We start from the raw sequence: 15,926 nt of genomic DNA, 5'->3' as shown, positions 1-15,926 counted from the left end.
TTAAACTTTTTATTAAACAAATTTAAGTTTTGCATTATAGGATGACGCATCGACGTCATCAATAACACCACAAGGATTGTTAAACACGATGTTTAAATCATTTTTTCCTAACCCACGCCTTTTTTTTATATCGGTGATTGTATGGTTAGCGCTCAACATGCTGCTTTGGTACACAGGTGGGCATGGATGGGGAGAGTACTTGGGTTTTCCGAAAGGTTACGCTGAAGCTGAATTACCGATTGGCGTGAGTCGTTTTTGGTCCGCAGCCTTTATTTGGTTCTATATTTGGTTTTTAGTATCAACAGCATTATTCGCTGCCTTTTGGCGATTTTTATCTGATAATAAATGGCAAAAGTGGTCGATTTGGGGATCGGCATTCATTCTGTTTAATATCTGGTTTGGTGTTCAGGTGAGTGTTGCGATTAACGCATGGTATGGTCCATTCTGGGACATGATCCAAAAAATGCTCAGCGATGGTGGTGGTGACATCAATGATCTTTACAAAGGCACTTTGACCTTTCTTTATATCGCGATGGTGGCAGTCACATTTGCAGTCATTAATGCATTTTTTACCAGTCACTATGTATTCCGTTGGCGCACAGCAATGAATGAATATTACACTGCCAACTGGGATAAGCTGCGACATGTAGAAGGTGCGTCACAGCGTATACAAGAAGATACCATGCGCTTTGCGACCATCATGGAAGACTTAGGGGTGGAGTTAATTAAGTCAGTGATGGTACTAATCGCATTCTTACCTTTATTGTTCCAAATCTCGCAGAAAGTTCCAGTCTTACCGATTGTGGGAGAAATTGAACATTCTTTGGTGTGGGCGGCTGTTGTATGGGCGATTGCTGGTACAGTTATTCTAATGTTAGTCGGGCAGAAACTTCCTGGTTTGCAATTCAATAATCAGAAGGTTGAAGCTGCTTATCGTAAAGAGTTAGTCTATGGTGAAGACCATGAGAATCGTGCTGATCCTGTTACGTTAAAAGAGTTATTTAGTAAGGTACGAGTCAATTACTTTAGACTTTACTTTCATTATGCCTACTTTAACTTAGTGGCAATTTGGTACAAGCAACTCGATATTTTATATAGCCTTGTCGTATTATTCCCTGCAATCGCATCTGGAAAAATGACGCTTGGTTTGATTAACCAAATCAGTAATATTTTTGATAAAGTCCGGGAATCATTCCAATATTTGATCAGTTCATGGAAAACGATTATTGAACTATTATCGATTCATAAGCGTCTAAAAGCTTTTGAATCGATTCTTGATAAGGACTAAACCCTACAAAGGAAAAACCTGCTTCGTGCAGGTTTTTTATTGCTTAAAGTAGGCAAATTCCTAATCCAGCACCTAATGCCATGACCCACAAAGGATGAACTTTTTTAAACATCCCAAGAATTGCAGTCAAGATCACAATTAAGATCAGTAAGGCATTTTGTGCAGAAGCATCTGCAATTAGCCATGCACTGACTAGGACTAAACCAACTGTAATTGGCTTTAAGGCTTTTTCAAATCTTGCTCGTAAAGGATGGTCCTTAAAACGTTGCCAAAATTTAAGCACATACACTGTGATAATAGATGATGGACCAAACTTCGCTAAGGATGTAACCAATAGACCTGCTAGACCAGCGACATGCCAACCAACTAGCGGCACGATCATCATATTGGGGCCGGGTGCAGCCTGTGCCATTGCAAAAAGCGAACTAAATTGTTCCGCAGTCATCCATTGATGTACGGTTACAACTTGATGCTGCATTTCAGGAAGGATGGCATTACCACCACCAAAAGCCAGTACAGAGAGTTGTGTAAACACGATCACTAAAGTCCATAAGATCATGATTTTTTCACTCCAAGTACCAACAAATTAATCGCAACTAAGACAAATAACGTTAGTGCTAAAGGAAGTTTGATCAGCAGCATAAATACCAAGGTCAATGCAATCGTCAAAACAGTAAGATAGCTTTTTAAAATGGGACGTAACATTTTAAATCCTGTGGCAAACAATAAGCCTGCGGCAGCTGCCGCTAGTCCTTGGATCATGTGTTGTACCGCAGTTAAATATTGGAAATGCTCATAGACTTGGTAAATGATCAAGACAATCGCTGTTGGCGCTGAAATTAAGCCCAATACAGAACTGATTGCACCTTTAATACCTTGGAACTGCATACCAATTGCAACTGACATATTGATAATATTACCGCCAGGAAGTAACTGACATACGCCAAGTAAATCGGTAAATTTTCCTTCATCTATCCATTTTTTATCTTCAACAATAATGCGATGGGCTAAGGGTAGTACCCCACCGAATCCCATTAATCCTAACTGCATAAATCCCGTAAATAATGCCTTGCAATCAGGCGCTTCTGATACTGGTTCACGCTCTATTGATATTGCTTCGGCTTTCATCGGGACACCTCCTCATCTCTTTTACTCATGATAGGATGGTGGAATAGTGGTATATTTACAAATGCTATTTTTTACATCATCTATACTTTTAGGATATGTTTAATGGATATTCATAAGCTTCAAGCATTCGTTGCTGTGGTTGAAGAAAGTAATATTTCAAAAGCTGCTGTTCGTCTGCATATGCAACAACCACCATTAACTCGTTTAATCAAAAGTTTAGAAGAAGAACTCGAAACCGCTTTATTAAAACGTTTACCTCGTGGTGTAGAAGTTACAGAAGCAGGGAAGGTCTTATATCAAGAAGCGATTACAATTTTGGCACATGCCCAGTCGATTCCAAAACGCGTCAGAAATATTGCACAGGGTTTAGAAGGTCAGATCAATATTGGCTTTACCAATTCAGCAGGATTACATCCATTTTTACCCGCGTTGTTACGCCAGTTTCGTGAAGAGTTTCCTGCTGTGGCCATTCATTTAGAAGAAGACAGCAGTAGTGCATTAACAGATGCGGTGATTAATGAAAAATTAGATATAGTATTTCTACGCAAGCCAGCGCCCATTCATAAAGATGTGCAAAGTCTTCATGTCTTGGATGAACCGCTGATCGTGGCTTTACCAAGCAATCATCCATTGGTAGAAAAAAACGGTGCGATTCGCTTACTTGATTTGGAACCATATGAATTTGTACTTTACCGCCGTTTAGCAGGGCAAGACTTATTCGATAATATTTTGGCAAATTGCTATCAGGCAGGTTTTAGTCCGAATATCATCCAAGAAGCCCCACGTTTAACTTCAAGTCTCAACTTGATCGCAGCAGGGATCGGACTCTCAATCGTACCGGCTTCGATTCAAGACTTTTGGAATAAGCAGATCATCTATCGACCTTTAGAAGCGAAAAAACCGTGTATTGCACCGATTTATGCAATTTATCGAAGGAGAGCCAACAACATTCGTATCGAACATTTTTTACATTTACTCAAAGCGAGCCAAGTATTAGAAAATGTGTCTACTACTAATGCGTAAAGTGATAGAAGTTTAAAATTGGTCCAACCAAATGCTGTTGTGATTTATCCAAAGTGACTTTGATTTCTCTAAAATTAAAATCACCATCATCAATATATTTGGCTACGCCGTGCGTTTTATAGCTCAAGTTAGGCACTTGATAACTAAAGAAAGCAACTTGTTTAGATGGATGTACGATATTGATTAATTTATGTCGATCTTGATAGCCACCATATTCGTATTCCAGACTTTGTTTGAGCAAATTCGGAAAATAAAGCGTGGCATAAGGCATACCGCAACCCACACAAACTGAAGAATCATAAAGTTCAATCGCTTGTTTTGGGTTTGGACCCATCAGTAAGGCTGAGCCAGTTCCATTGGCTCCTGCACTTGCCTGAACATCTTGCCAATCTTTAGGAACGAGAATGACACCAAGCTTAGGTAAAGCAACCAGTTTGAGTTGTGATGCATGTTCAGCTTTCAACTTAAAATTAAAATGACAGCTTTTTGCGCTACATGATTTAAAATCTTTTAATAAGCCATCGTCCACAGGATGAAGTACAGTTACACCATAAAAAGGAACTCGAACACCAGTGGCGAAGGAAGCTTCACCGAGAGGATAAATTTGGTTTTCAGTTTTACGTTCTTTTGCACTGTTGGAAAATTGAGGAAAAGTTGCTTTAAAGATCGTTATTTCAGCATGAATGCTTGATGAGAATAGACCCATTAAAATCGTAGAAAATAAAACTGTTCTTTTCATTTTTAGAATTTGGTCAAATCAACATAGTTTGAATCTTCTATCTTCTGCAATAATATGATTTAACACAAGGGTGCCGTAGCCATTTAAACGCTTTACCATACTTTATAAAAATACGAGTGATAAAAAATGAATCCGATGAAAAATATACTTTCTGTTTGCTGTTTTGTGGCGCTAAGTTCTCCTGCTTTTACGCAGGAAATCAAAGGAATTTCATTTTCGCATCAGGATTGGGAAATATATTGTACCAATACAGGAACATGCCGAGCAGCAGGCTATTCGGATGAATATAGTCATGAGTCTATTGAGCCAGCATCACTCTTACTGACACGTAAGGCTGGAGCAAAGCAAGCCGTCAGTGCTGAATTTGCGTTAGGTAATTTGGAGCAAGAATCTCTATCTCCAGCTAAACTTAAAAATTTACGTTTTTATGTGAATGGAAAAGATTTAGGGCAAGTGACTGTTGATGGTACGGACTTCCCAATCATGGGAAAACTCACTGCCGCTCAGGTCAATGCCTTACTGCAGCAAGCCAAACAAAAGACTGATATTGTATTTAAAAACACCAATGTCCAATGGCGTATCTCTGATGCAGGCATGACTGCTGCATTGTTGAAAATGGATGATTTTCAAAAGCGAGTCGGTACGGTTGGGGCACTAATTAAACAAGGCAAAGCTGATGAATCAAAAGTGTTATCTGCTCAACCCAAACTCACTGTGAAACAAGTAAAAACCTCAGATCAGCCATATTTAACTTTAGAACCAACACATAAACGTTATGCCGCCATTCACCAAATCTTGATGGCTGCTCAACCATCACCCAAAGAAGATGATTTCTGTAATGGACTTTATGATTACGATTCTGATGGATCGAAACCCCAAGCAATTCAATTTTACAAACTCACAAATCATAAAGTTTTGGCGATGACCATCTGTTGGCGTGGAGCGTATAACGAAGGATATGGTGCTTGGGTGTTAGATGAATCACTCACGGGTAAAGCAACTTTTGTGACGGAACATGCCTCGGATTTTTATGAAGGTGTAATTCAGAGTGCTCAAAAAGGTCGTGGTATCGGGGATTGTTGGTCAAGTGATGAGTGGGTATGGGATGGTCAGAAATTTGTACACACCAAAGATATGTGGACAGGCATGTGTAAAGGGCTTGCTGCGGGCGGTGTATGGGAGCTTGATAAAATCGAAGCCGTTGTAAAATAAAGCGTTACATCAATAAAATAGCCTAAGGAAATATCATGCTGAATAATAAAATTCATTTAAGTGGGCTGATTTTAACGGTTTCACTCAGTTGTTTTAGTTCTTCAATTTTGGCTGTGCCATTGCAGATATTAGACTTTAAAAAAGGACAACTCAGTCAGGTTGAGCAGCAGCAAATTTGTGAACAACTTAAAGATCTCTGCCAACATCAAGCGCAATGGCGCAGTTTAAAAACAGTAGATCAAAATCTATGGTTATTGTCAGGAAGTGATATTGCGCAATTTCATCTATCAACAACTGGACTGAAATTATCTCATCAGTGGCATATGCAATTAGCGCCCTCTGAGGAAACAGCACGGACTACCCAATATGTTTTTCCTAAACTATTTCCTATGGATCAAAACCGTTATGCCGTTGCCGTGATTGATACCGTTTCAGAAATGTATTCAGGTGGTGGTGCAGGGATTGAGCGTGCTAATTTTTATGAGTTAAAGGATTCAGGGCAGACACATCGCTTTATTGAAAATTATCCTTTTAGTTTTAATCGCATGATTCGGGCGTGTTTCTCTGAGCGAGATTATGACACTTCTAAAGGGAAATGCCACGATGAGGATAGTTTGAGTCTAGATATTCGTCCGCTTAAGCCGATGTTGTGGCAATTCCGTTATCGTTACAGTTTAGAAGTATCACCAGCATCAGATTCAGGTGAAAAACCATTTAAGGGGAGTCGCAATCTCAATATTGATCTAAACAAAGTACCACAGCAGCCAAATATTCCTGCACATTGGGATTATCAGGGACAAGGTTAAGTTCGAGTTTTACATTTTGCCTAAGTTTTAAAGGTTTGGGCTTACGCAATTTACAGCGTCATAACAGATGATTTGTATAGTGCGTGATACAAAGAAACTGATTGCTTTTTGGAACTGTGCTTATGTCTCCTGTTTATTTTTCATTTCGCCGTAAATTTTCTCATTTGAGTCGTTCTGTGATCATGGCTGCGGCTGTGTTGGGGACAATGCAAATAGCTATAGCAGGGCCAACAGTTGATCAACTGAGTGATTGTTTGGTGAAAGCCACGACAGCAGCAGATAAAACCACGGTGTTGCAATGGACATTTACGGCTTTAGCAGCGCATCCTGATTTAAAGGGTTTTAGTAATGTTACGTCTGAACAGAAGAATCAGTTAGATCAGAAGTTAGCACAGGTTTTACAGCGTGTGATTGTGGAGCAGTGTTCGACTCAGACTAAAGCAGTGATTCAGGCTGAGGGGATTCAAGCGGTTGGCGAAGCTTTTCAACAGTTAGGTCAAAGTGCGGGTGAGGATATTGTCAAAGACCCAGCGGTCAGACAGCAGTTGCAGGGGGCGTTGCGTTATATTGATTTAAATAAGTTAGTCACGACTTTTTTAACACCTGATATTTGGAATAAGTTGGGTGTGTTAAGAGGGGAGTAATCAATTCACTTTTCTTCATCCACGAAAATGATTTGCTAAAAAACAATCTATACGTATAATTGATTGAGTAATACGTATAGGGGGAGGCTATGCAAGCAAAACTGACGTTGTCTATTGATAAAAATGTGATTGAACGAGCAAAGCACTATGCACAGCAACATCAGCAAAGTGTTTCGAGTTTGGTTGAGGCTTATTTAGATCGTATTTCAGCTCAAGCAAATAAAGATAATGAACTCAGAAGCCCGATTACTGAACATTTGACAGGAATGTTCGCTGCACAGGACAATGGGCAGGATTATAAAGAATTACTCGCAGATGCACGTTTGGAAAAGCATCTATGAGTGAGCGTATTTTTGTTGATTCTGATGTGATTTTAGATGTTGCTTTAGCGCGTCAGCCTTTTGTTGAAGCAAGTCAACAGGTTTTAGCTCTATGTGAAAGTGGGATTTTTACAGGCTGTATTTCATCAAATAGTGTTGCCAATATTTATTATATTTTGCGTAAACTGGGTGGGGATGAGAAAGCGCGTTTTTTTATCCGACAACTTTTAAAATTTTTACTCATTATTCCTGTTGATCATGTTGGAATTACAAAAGCTTTAGATTCTAAATTTACTGATTTTGAAGATGCTATCCAACATTTTGCTGCTTTAAGTTTTGGCTGTACGATGATTGTCACTCGAAATATTCAGGATTACAAATTTGCTGAGTTAAAAGTGGTTTTACCGAGAATTTTCATTGATTGAGTACAATTAACCGCCAATCCTATTATAGGCTAACTCTATAAATGGTTTGCTATCTATCAGTTCATTGAGATTGGTTATTGTAAACTCGACATCGCCAATGCCATGATGCCCTATATTGGAAACATCACGATAATTTGGAGTATTTACAGGAATATCCTCAGGTTTTAATTTTAAATAAATTTTTAAATTTCGTAAGCGAACTTCCACAGTTAAAATATTTTGTGTGCTTTTATAGGCTATATAGTATTTTTTAGGAATTTCCTCAATCGAGTCATCAAAACCCATAATCATGTCTTGTAATGCTTCCATGAGCTCAATAACTTCTTTAGATTTATTTTGTAGATGGCTCTCTATGGTGTATTGTCCGATATTTCGTGTAATAGCAGCCTTTTTTCCCGCTGCAACCATGACAGGGTTTTTCGCTGTTTGATTGAGAGTTACTGGCGTATTTGATGTTGTGTTATGAAAAACTTCCTCAAGATACAAACTTTGGTTTGAAAAAAGTTGATAACGCCATAATTCAATATTTGCTCCCATAACTTGTACTGCATGTAGATCGTATTTTTTATAATTTGGTGCAATACAAATGACCCGAATATCTGACCAGTCAATTTCTATATTGTTTCCTAGTACTTTTTGAGCTGCTATTTCAAAATCACCTTTATGATCTTGAATCCAATGAAGATAAAATAGGCTTTGTGTTATGAGTTCTGAGGACTCTACTTTTTTATATTCAATAATGACAGGATTATTATCTTCAGATAGAGCTAGAGTATCAATTCGACCAGCATGAATTGCACCCGTTGAAAATTCACTTGCGATAAAACGGCAGTTAAAAACAGTGATTAGGTTGTTTTCAATTAAAGTTTGCAAATCTTTTTCTAAAGGGAAGTTGGTTTTTTGCACAGTGTGTAATTGTAAATTATTATTTATATCGAAAATTGGCATGACGATAAAACCTTATTTAAAAAATAAAACCCCGTATCAATACGAGGTTTTATAACATGAAATCAATAAATTGGCTAATAAGTTAACCAATCAATTTCTTCATTAATTCATTTACTTGTGTGGGGGAATCTTACAAACTTAATCTTTGGCTTTCCATGAGTATTTTACAGGGTTACTAGCCCCTTTTTTTCTGAACTTTTCAGGAATTCTTTTGCCTAAATATTTGGTCTGAAATTCTGGAGGTGCATTTTTCCCAATAAACCCATATCTTTTTGAGCGTATTTCGTGATTATAGACATCCTCACCTAACAGCATAAAGTTCGGGAAGTTTTCTTGTGTGGCTTCTAACCATTGTTCAGCCACAAATACGCCTTTGATCACACCTTGTACCGTCGCTAAAATTATTTTTGCTTTATTGGCTTCTGAAGGGGTGAGTTTCCATGCAAATCTAACTGCATCATATACGCCACGTTCTAAAGCAGTTCTATTGATTGAAATCAATAGAGCATCATCTGTAATTTCTACGGTTTCAGCTTGATATGCTGTAACAATTTCATGAATATTAGCTACTCCATATTCATTGCTACCTTTGCCACTCATAATATTTGTTAGACCTGAATAAGCATCAATTAATGAAGCCTCAACAACTTCAGCCATATTTTTGCTTTCTAAAGCATGGCGATGAATAATATGGATAACATCTAAACCCGATAATTGAATATCTCTGATCTGTTTCATTTTTAAGCTAAGAAGATCTTCTTCTGTTTCTTTATCAGTTAGCAGCCCATTTACATGATCAAATATTCGATTGTTAACTCCACGACCTATGTAAAAGGTCAAACCATCTCTTGGATCGACTAATCGATAAACATACCATTTAAGATTTTCACAGACTTCTGGACTAAACTTTTCTATTTTCATATTATTAACACTAAAAACCCCACATAAAGTGAGGTTTTATAACATGAAATCAATAAATTGGCTAATAAGTTAACCAATCAATTTCTTCATTAATTCATTGACTTGAGCAGGATTGGCTTTACCTTTTGCAGCTTTCATGACTTGACCAACAAGACCATTAAAGGCTTTTTCCTTACCAGACTTGTACTCTTCAACCATTTTTTCATTGGCTGCAAGTACATCTTTGATAATCGCTTCAATTGCGCCTGTATCGGTTTCTTGCTTTAAGCCTTTCTCAGCAATAATCTCATCCGCAGATTTTCCTTCTGCTTCCCACATAAAGCCAAACACTTGCTTCGCAATTTTGCCGTTAATGGTATTGTCAACAATACGTGCAATCATACCACCCAACTGCTCAGCAGAAACAGGAGAGTCCGCCAATTCTAGGCCCGCTTTGTTTAAAGCGCCTGAGAATTCACCCATCACCCAGTTTGCAGAGACTTTACCTTGCTTCGCACCGCCAGCAGCAGCTACAACAGCCTCGTAGAAGTCTGCCATTTCGCGTGACAGCGTTAATACATGTGCATCGTATTCAGTCACGCCGAAGTCAGCAATAAAGCGCTCACGACGTGCAGCAGGCAATTCTGGCAGGGCAGCGCGTGCCGCTTCGATTTGCTCATTTGAAATGATCACTGGTAACAAGTCAGGGTCAGGGAAGTAGCGATAGTCGTTCGCTTCTTCTTTTGAACGCATTGAGCGAGTTTCCATCTTGTTCGGATCGAACAAACGAGTCTCTTGATCAATTTCGCCGCCGTATTCCAAGATTTCCATTTGGCGTTCAATTTCAACATTGATCGCTTGCTCAATAAAACGGAATGAGTTGAGGTTTTTTAACTCGCAACGTGTGCCGAAAGGTTGACCTGGACGACGTAAAGACACGTTACAGTCAGCACGGAATGAACCTTCTGCCATGTTCCCGTCAGAAATACCTAACCAACGCACAAGGGTGTGAATGGCTTTGATATAAGCAACTGCTTCTTCAACTGAACGCATATCTGGCTCAGATACGATTTCAAGCAATGGTGTGCCTGCACGGTTTAAGTCAATCCCTGACATCCCTTCGAATTGGTCATGGATTGATTTACCTGCATCTTCTTCAAGATGGGCACGAGTCACGCCGATGCGTTTTACAGTGCCATCCTCAAGTTGGATGTCGATGTGCCCCAAGCCTACGATTGGGTTGTCCATTTGGCTGATTTGATAGCCTTTTGGAGAGTCAGGGTAGAAGTAGTTCTTACGTGCAAATACTGATGCTTGATCGATATACGCATCGATCCCTAAGCCAAAGCGAATTGCAAGATCAACGACTTCTGCATTCAATACAGGTAATACACCCGGCATCGCCAAATCAACAAGGCTGGCTTGTGTATTTGGGTCTTGACCAAATTCAGTTGATGAACCAGAGAAGATTTTAGACTTGGTCGCCAACTGCGTGTGGATCTCAATCCCGATAACGACTTCCCAACCGTCAATTAATTTCAACTTTTGAGCTTCAGCCATTATGCATTCTCCTCAGCAATTGCCGCACGTTTGGTATGCCAGTCTGTGTTTTGTTGATATTGATGCACAATCGAAAGCAATTGTGATTCTGACCAGTAGTTACCAATCAACTGTAAACCAACAGGTAAGCTGTCTTTATCAAAACCAACAGGTGCATTGATGGCTGGTAGACCTGCCAAGTTCACAGCAAGAGTATAGATATCGCCTAAGTACATTTCAGTTGGACTGAGGTTCGCACCGATTTTGTACGCAGTCGTTGGTGCAGATGGCGCTGCAATCACATCGACATTTTCAAATGCTTTGAGGAAGTCTTGTTGGATTAAACGACGTACTTTTTGCGCTTTCACATAGTAAGCATCGTAGTAACCTGCAGACAGAGCATAAGTACCGATCAAAATACGACGTTGTACTTCAGCACCAAAACCTTCTGAACGTGAACGTTTGTAGAGGTCTAAAATGTCTTTTGGATTTTCAGAACGGTAGCCATAACGAACACCATCGTAACGTGACAAGTTTGATGACGCTTCCGCAGGTGCGATCAAATAGTAAGTCGGAACGTAGGCTTCAGTCATGTTGAGATCAATCTCAACCAAAGTCGCACCCATTTCCTCAAGCTTTTTCAATGATTCTTCAACGCGGGCTTTCACGTCTGCATCCAAACCAGCGACATTGAAGTACTGCTTTGGAATACCGATGCGTAAACCTTTCACCGCTGTACTATTTAGGTTAGCAACGTAGTCATCGACTTCTTTGTCTACAGAAGTTGAGTCTTTAGCATCATGACCAGCAATCACATTCATCAAATATGCACAGTCTTCTGCTGAGCGTGCCATTGGACCACCTTGATCCAATGATGATGCATACGCAATCATACCAAAGCGAGATACACGGCCATAAGTCGGTTTTAAACCAGTTAAGCCGCAGAATGAAGCTGGTTGGCGAATAGAACCACCTGTATCAGTGCCTGTCGCAATAGGCGCTAAATCGGCTGCCACAGCTGCTGCAGAACCGCCTGATGAACCACCTGGAACATGATCTAATGCCCAAGGGTTACCTGTCGCACCAAAGTACGAGCTTTCAGACGTTGAACCCATAGCGAATTCATCCATATTCACCTTACCTAAAGTCACAAGACCTGCAGCTTTAGCTTTAGCAACCACAGTTGCGTCATAAGGTGAAATGAAGTTATCGAGCATTTTTGAACCCGCAGTGGTTTTGATCCCTTGGGTACAAAAAATATCTTTATGAGCAAGTGGAATGCCTGCGAGTGCATGTGCATGACCTGCTTTCAAGGCAGCATCTGCGGCATCCGCTTCTGCTAAGGCTTGTTCTGCTGTAACCGTCACATAACTCTTTACTTTTGCGTCAATTTTGGCAATACGTTTTAAATAATGTTCAGTCAATTCACGTGACGAAAATTGGGCTTTTTTTAAGCCTTCAGAGAGTTCACGGATGGATAAGCGATGTAAATCTGTCATATGAAAAATTTCTTTACATTCTAAATATAAAATATGAGTTAATTGAATAGAAATTATTCAATTACGCGAGGGACAAGGTATAGACCTGCTTCTGTAGCAGGGGCTACAGCCTGATATTCATCACGATGATTCGTTTCGGTGACCACATCGGCACGTAAAGGCTGAGGATTGTCAAATGGGCTCTTTAAAGGCTCAACATTATCGGTATTAATGCCTTTTAAGCTTTCCATCATACCAAGGATTTTATTTAAACTTTCAGCATATTCAGTAGATTGCGAGTCGCTTAGTGATAAGCGAGCAAGGTGCGCGATTGCTGAAACGGTCTGTGCATTTAAGTCCGTTGTCTGCTGAGCATCAGATGATGTAGACATAACTTTACCTAATTCAGTATCAAAAAATTGCAAAATATCGTGCGTTATAATAAGCGATTGACTTGTTCAAAGCATCACATTTCGTTAAAGTTGCCACCTTGCATCCATACAAAGTTTAATTGAGAACGCCCCCGTGATTCTAAAACGACTAATTGGCCTGTTTTCGCCGGATTTAGCCATTGATTTAGGTACTGCAAATACACTTATTTATGCACCAGGCCGTGGCATTATATTAAATGAACCAACTGTGGTGGCAATTCGCCATAGCGGTTCGCAAAAAATTGTTGCTGCTGTTGGTCTTGATGCTAAACAAATGTTAGGTCGTACACCAGCGAATATATCAGCAATTCGTCCTATGAAAGACGGTGTAATTGCTGATTTCGAAGTAACTGAAACCATGTTGAATCAGTTCATCGGCAAAGTACATGAAAAGCGTTTGTTCCCACCTGCGCCACGTGTTGTGGTGTGTGTGCCATGCAAATCAACTTTGGTTGAGCGTCGTGCGATCCGTGAAGCAGTATTTAATGCTGGTGCTCGCGATGTACGTTTGATCGAAGAGCCAATGGCAGCAGCGATCGGTGCAGGTATGCCAGTTGAGCAAGCATGTGGTTCGATGGTTGTAGATGTAGGTGGTGGTACTACTGAAATCGCAATTATCTCGCTACAAGGTTGCGTCTACGCAGATTCACTTCGTATCGGTGGTGATGTATTTGATGAACAAATCATTAATTATGTTCGCAAAGCCCATGGTTGCGTGATTGGGGAAACAACGGCTGAAGTCATCAAGAAAGAAGTCGGCATGGCTGTAACAGATGGCAAAACACTTGAAATCGAAGTACGTGGTCGTAACTTGGCTGAAGGTGTACCTCGTGCTATCACTGTAACTTCTGATGAAATTACCCAAGCGATTGCTGATCCATTACAAAGCATTGTAAGTGCAGTTAAATCAGCTCTTGAACAGACACCTCCTGAACTTTCTTCGGATATCGCAGAGCGTGGTATCGTGTTGACTGGTGGCGGTGCATTGCTTCGCAACTTAGATAAGCTTCTTGCTCAAGAAACTGGTCTTCCTGTTGTTGTTGCAGAAGATCCTTTAACTTGCGTGACACGTGGTGGCGGTAAAGTTTTAGAATTCTTTGATAATCCAAACCATGACATGCTTTTTGTTGGCTAAATCATAAGGACTAGGCGGTGCAACCGAATCTTTTTTCAAGACAACCGCCATCTTTTCGCTCATTTGTCATTGCGGTAATTACATGCTTGGTTGTGCTGTTCTTTGACTGGCGCATGCCTTACGTGATTCAACCTGCAAGGGATGTCTTGTATGCCGCGTATAATCCAATTTATGCGCTGGCAAGCTATCCTGTACTGTCGAGAGAATGGCTTAACCAACAAACCAAATCTGAAGCCCAATTGCGTCGTGAAAACACCGCAATGCAAGCTGAACTTCTACAAGCTCAAGTTCGATTACAGAAACTATCTGAACTCTCTGCGGAAAATAACCGTTTAAGAGGACTTTTGGATACGCCATTAATTATTGATGGGCGTATGCAGATCGCAGAAGTGATTGGAACAGATGCTGATCCATTACGTCACATTATTATTATCAACCGTGGTTCTGTTGATCATCTAAAAGTTGGACAAACAGTTTTGGATGATAAAGGGATTATGGGGCAGTTGGTTGATGTATATCCGCATAGTTCACGCGTCATGTTGCTTTCTGATAAAGAACATTCATTGTCTGTTCGCTTAGAGCGTACGGGGATGCGAGCGATCGTGTCTGGTAAAGGTGATTTGGGTCAACTCAAAATGGATTATGTCCCAACCAGTGCCAATATTAAAATCGGGGATAAGGTCTTTAGTTCAGGTTTAGGTGAACACTTTCCTGCGGGTTATTTAGTCGGAACAGTGTCCAAAGTGAGTCGTCATACATCGGGTGAATTCGCTGAGATTGGTGTTCAACCAGCAGCACAATTGGCCAGTGGTCATCACGTCGTGATTCTGTTTTCAGAGTCTTTAGCGAAGGAGCAACCTTATGCCGATCGCTAGACTAAATTATGAGAAACGTAAAGATCCACTTTGGATGATCATTATTTCGATTTTGATTGGTTCAGTACTGCTCATCTATCCAATTTCATACGAAGCAGCGGGTTGGCGCCCGCCAATCATGATGATGATCATGTTGTTTTGGATTCTTTATCAGCCTGTATGGTGTGGGGTGTGGTTTGCATTTGCAATAGGGATTTTTACTGATCTATTGCTCGATGCACCATTGGGATTGAACGCACTTAGTTTTGTGTTCATTACGTTTGGAACACGTTATTTTATTCGCGAAAGACGTATTCTCACTTTTGGCAATTCATGGGTAATTGCGATACTTGCGATTATCGCGCATTTGTTGTTTTTATGGATTAGTCAGACTATTTCAGGTACTCATTTCTCAATTGCTCGTCATTGGCAACCTATTTTGACGACAACTTTGGCATGGCCTGTTGTGTATTACTGTTTACATAAATGGCGAATATAATTCTTGCGTCAAGCTCGCCTCGACGGCAGGAGCTGTTAACACAACTGGGCTTGGACTTTAAGGTTCATAGTCCTGATGTGGATGAGACGGTTTATCCTGATGAAAGCGTTAAGTGTTATGTTGAACGCTTGGCTCGTGAAAAAGCCCAAGCTGTTTTAACTCTGCATCCTGATGCAATTGTGATCGCTGCTGATACCAGTTTGAGTTTTGCAGGTAAAATTATTGGTAAGCCTGATTCAAAACAGCATGCTTTTGAGATTTGGACTCAGTTATCAGGTCAATGGCATGACGTATATTCAGGCATATGTGTTGCATCTCGATCTAAAATGTTAAGTGATGTGGTACGTACTCAGGTTGAATTTATGCAGCTTAGCTCAAGCGCAATGGAAGCGTATTGGGACACGGGTGAACCTATAGGTAAAGCAGGGGCATATGCTATTCAAGGTATTGCTGCGCGATTTATTCCTCAAATAAGAGGAAGTTATAGCAATGTTGTGGGTTTGCCTTTACATGAGACAGCACAGTTATTAGAAAGCGTTAAGGCATTTGGCTAATAC

19 protein-coding genes are annotated in these 15,926 nt (G+C 40.2%); 11 read left to right on the top strand and 8 right to left on the bottom strand.

Features of this window, described 5'->3' with window-relative positions; genetic code table 11:
- The first annotated feature begins 88 nt into the window (after positions 1 to 88).
- Positions 89 to 1,288, top strand: coding sequence for a peptide antibiotic transporter SbmA (gene sbmA / locus R2H34_RS13035; protein ID WP_004908683.1), 1,200 nt, complete (start codon positions 89 to 91; stop codon positions 1,286 to 1,288).
- Between the two features lie 43 nt (positions 1,289 to 1,331).
- On the opposite strand, the gene R2H34_RS13030 is transcribed toward sbmA, so the two are convergent.
- Both R2H34_RS13030 and R2H34_RS13025 read right to left on the bottom strand, forming a co-directional pair.
- Positions 1,332 to 1,847, bottom strand: a complete 516-nt coding sequence (locus R2H34_RS13030) for a chromate transporter (protein ID WP_004908680.1) — start codon at positions 1,845 to 1,847, stop codon at positions 1,332 to 1,334.
- Positions 1,844 to 2,416 (bottom strand): chromate transporter, encoded by a 573-nt coding sequence (locus R2H34_RS13025; RefSeq protein ID WP_004908677.1) that lies wholly within the window; start codon positions 2,414 to 2,416, stop codon positions 1,844 to 1,846. The genes R2H34_RS13030 and R2H34_RS13025 overlap by 4 nt, the downstream gene beginning before the upstream one ends.
- 102 nt (positions 2,417 to 2,518) lie before the next feature.
- Here R2H34_RS13025 and R2H34_RS13020 point away from each other — a divergent pair, with 102 nt between their 5' ends.
- A complete protein-coding gene (locus R2H34_RS13020) occupies positions 2,519 to 3,439 on the top strand; it encodes a LysR substrate-binding domain-containing protein (protein ID WP_004908673.1) in 921 nt (306 codons plus the stop codon).
- Here R2H34_RS13020 and R2H34_RS13015 read toward each other — a convergent pair.
- Positions 3,429 to 4,178, bottom strand: coding sequence for a DUF4850 domain-containing protein (locus R2H34_RS13015; protein WP_080548561.1), 750 nt, complete (start codon positions 4,176 to 4,178; stop codon positions 3,429 to 3,431). The genes R2H34_RS13020 and R2H34_RS13015 overlap by 11 nt on opposite strands.
- Positions 4,179 to 4,304: 126 nt before the next feature.
- On the opposite strand from R2H34_RS13015, the gene R2H34_RS13010 reads away from it, so the two are divergent.
- The 5 genes from R2H34_RS13010 (at position 4,305) to R2H34_RS12990 (ending at position 7,585) form a co-directional block, all read left to right on the top strand.
- The gene (locus tag R2H34_RS13010; protein ID WP_004908668.1) at positions 4,305 to 5,390 is read left to right on the top strand and encodes a DUF1176 domain-containing protein; all 1,086 of its coding nucleotides are present in this window, start codon (positions 4,305 to 4,307) and stop codon (positions 5,388 to 5,390) included.
- 35 nt (positions 5,391 to 5,425) lie between these two features.
- On the top strand, positions 5,426 to 6,196 hold the full coding sequence (locus R2H34_RS13005) for a hypothetical protein (RefSeq protein ID WP_004908665.1): 771 nt from the start codon (positions 5,426 to 5,428) through the stop codon (positions 6,194 to 6,196).
- Positions 6,197 to 6,318: 122 nt separating this feature from the next.
- On the top strand, positions 6,319 to 6,840 hold the full coding sequence (locus R2H34_RS13000) for a hypothetical protein (RefSeq protein ID WP_004908662.1): 522 nt from the start codon (positions 6,319 to 6,321) through the stop codon (positions 6,838 to 6,840).
- 89 nt (positions 6,841 to 6,929) lie between these two features.
- On the top strand, positions 6,930 to 7,181 hold the full coding sequence (locus tag R2H34_RS12995; RefSeq protein ID WP_004678222.1) for a DUF6364 family protein: 252 nt from the start codon (positions 6,930 to 6,932) through the stop codon (positions 7,179 to 7,181).
- On the top strand, positions 7,178 to 7,585 hold the full coding sequence (locus R2H34_RS12990) for a PIN domain-containing protein (protein WP_004908659.1): 408 nt from the start codon (positions 7,178 to 7,180) through the stop codon (positions 7,583 to 7,585). The genes R2H34_RS12995 and R2H34_RS12990 overlap by 4 nt, the downstream gene beginning before the upstream one ends.
- Before the next feature lie 6 nt (positions 7,586 to 7,591).
- Here R2H34_RS12990 and R2H34_RS12985 read toward each other — a convergent pair whose 3' ends face one another.
- From R2H34_RS12985 to gatC, 5 genes are all read right to left on the bottom strand, one after another.
- A complete protein-coding gene (locus R2H34_RS12985; protein ID WP_004908657.1) occupies positions 7,592 to 8,533 on the bottom strand; it encodes a DUF5655 domain-containing protein in 942 nt (313 codons plus the stop codon).
- A 138-nt stretch (positions 8,534 to 8,671) separates the two neighbouring features.
- A complete protein-coding gene (locus R2H34_RS12980; RefSeq protein WP_004678216.1) occupies positions 8,672 to 9,454 on the bottom strand; it encodes an LEM-3-like GIY-YIG domain-containing protein in 783 nt (260 codons plus the stop codon).
- Between the two features lie 69 nt (positions 9,455 to 9,523).
- Positions 9,524 to 10,993, bottom strand: coding sequence for an Asp-tRNA(Asn)/Glu-tRNA(Gln) amidotransferase subunit GatB (gatB, locus tag R2H34_RS12975; protein ID WP_004908654.1), 1,470 nt, complete (start codon positions 10,991 to 10,993; stop codon positions 9,524 to 9,526).
- Positions 10,993 to 12,471, bottom strand: coding sequence for an Asp-tRNA(Asn)/Glu-tRNA(Gln) amidotransferase subunit GatA (gene gatA, locus R2H34_RS12970; RefSeq protein WP_004908652.1), 1,479 nt, complete (start codon positions 12,469 to 12,471; stop codon positions 10,993 to 10,995). The genes gatB and gatA overlap by 1 nt, the downstream gene beginning before the upstream one ends.
- 53 nt (positions 12,472 to 12,524) lie before the next feature.
- Complete coding sequence (gatC, locus tag R2H34_RS12965) at positions 12,525 to 12,842, bottom strand: Asp-tRNA(Asn)/Glu-tRNA(Gln) amidotransferase subunit GatC (protein ID WP_004908649.1); 318 nt, start codon at positions 12,840 to 12,842, stop codon at positions 12,525 to 12,527.
- Positions 12,843 to 12,975: 133 nt separating this feature from the next.
- On the opposite strand from gatC, the gene R2H34_RS12960 reads away from it, so the two are divergent.
- From R2H34_RS12960 to R2H34_RS12945, 4 genes are read left to right on the top strand one after another with little or no spacing between them, the layout of a single operon-like run.
- Positions 12,976 to 14,016: a rod shape-determining protein gene (locus tag R2H34_RS12960; RefSeq protein WP_004908648.1), complete on the top strand. Its 1,041-nt coding sequence runs from the start codon at positions 12,976 to 12,978 to the stop codon at positions 14,014 to 14,016.
- A 17-nt stretch (positions 14,017 to 14,033) separates the two neighbouring features.
- A complete protein-coding gene (gene mreC, locus R2H34_RS12955) occupies positions 14,034 to 14,891 on the top strand; it encodes a rod shape-determining protein MreC (RefSeq protein ID WP_004908644.1) in 858 nt (285 codons plus the stop codon).
- Complete coding sequence (gene mreD / locus R2H34_RS12950) at positions 14,878 to 15,369, top strand: rod shape-determining protein MreD (protein ID WP_004908641.1); 492 nt, start codon at positions 14,878 to 14,880, stop codon at positions 15,367 to 15,369. The genes mreC and mreD overlap by 14 nt, the downstream gene beginning before the upstream one ends.
- Positions 15,357 to 15,923, top strand: coding sequence for a Maf family nucleotide pyrophosphatase (locus R2H34_RS12945; RefSeq protein ID WP_004908640.1), 567 nt, complete (start codon positions 15,357 to 15,359; stop codon positions 15,921 to 15,923). The genes mreD and R2H34_RS12945 overlap by 13 nt, the downstream gene beginning before the upstream one ends.
- Positions 15,924 to 15,926: the final 3 nt, after the last annotated feature.

It is taken from the genome of Acinetobacter sp. 16 (assembly GCF_033439925.1).
GTDB lineage: Bacteria > Pseudomonadota > Gammaproteobacteria > Pseudomonadales > Moraxellaceae > Acinetobacter > Acinetobacter junii.
This window is presented reverse-complemented; position numbering and strand designations above follow the sequence as displayed.

Coding starts and splice junctions, on each gene's coding strand:
- sbmA (WP_004908683.1), top strand. CDS start 89: ATGTTTAAATCATTTTTTCCTAACCCACGCCTTTTTTTTATATCGGTG.
- R2H34_RS13030 (WP_004908680.1), bottom strand. CDS start 1,847: ATGATCTTATGGACTTTAGTGATCGTGTTTACACAACTCTCTGTACTG.
- R2H34_RS13025 (WP_004908677.1), bottom strand. CDS start 2,416: ATGAAAGCCGAAGCAATATCAATAGAGCGTGAACCAGTATCAGAAGCG.
- R2H34_RS13020 (WP_004908673.1), top strand. CDS start 2,519: ATGGATATTCATAAGCTTCAAGCATTCGTTGCTGTGGTTGAAGAAAGT.
- R2H34_RS13015 (WP_080548561.1), bottom strand. CDS start 4,178: ATGAAAAGAACAGTTTTATTTTCTACGATTTTAATGGGTCTATTCTCA.
- R2H34_RS13010 (WP_004908668.1), top strand. CDS start 4,305: ATGAATCCGATGAAAAATATACTTTCTGTTTGCTGTTTTGTGGCGCTA.
- R2H34_RS13005 (WP_004908665.1), top strand. CDS start 5,426: ATGCTGAATAATAAAATTCATTTAAGTGGGCTGATTTTAACGGTTTCA.
- R2H34_RS13000 (WP_004908662.1), top strand. CDS start 6,319: ATGTCTCCTGTTTATTTTTCATTTCGCCGTAAATTTTCTCATTTGAGT.
- R2H34_RS12995 (WP_004678222.1), top strand. CDS start 6,930: ATGCAAGCAAAACTGACGTTGTCTATTGATAAAAATGTGATTGAACGA.
- R2H34_RS12990 (WP_004908659.1), top strand. CDS start 7,178: ATGAGTGAGCGTATTTTTGTTGATTCTGATGTGATTTTAGATGTTGCT.
- R2H34_RS12985 (WP_004908657.1), bottom strand. CDS start 8,533: ATGCCAATTTTCGATATAAATAATAATTTACAATTACACACTGTGCAA.
- R2H34_RS12980 (WP_004678216.1), bottom strand. CDS start 9,454: ATGAAAATAGAAAAGTTTAGTCCAGAAGTCTGTGAAAATCTTAAATGG.
- gatB (WP_004908654.1), bottom strand. CDS start 10,993: ATGGCTGAAGCTCAAAAGTTGAAATTAATTGACGGTTGGGAAGTCGTT.
- gatA (WP_004908652.1), bottom strand. CDS start 12,471: ATGACAGATTTACATCGCTTATCCATCCGTGAACTCTCTGAAGGCTTA.
- gatC (WP_004908649.1), bottom strand. CDS start 12,842: ATGTCTACATCATCTGATGCTCAGCAGACAACGGACTTAAATGCACAG.
- mreD (WP_004908641.1), top strand. CDS start 14,878: ATGCCGATCGCTAGACTAAATTATGAGAAACGTAAAGATCCACTTTGG.
- R2H34_RS12945 (WP_004908640.1), top strand. CDS start 15,357: ATGGCGAATATAATTCTTGCGTCAAGCTCGCCTCGACGGCAGGAGCTG.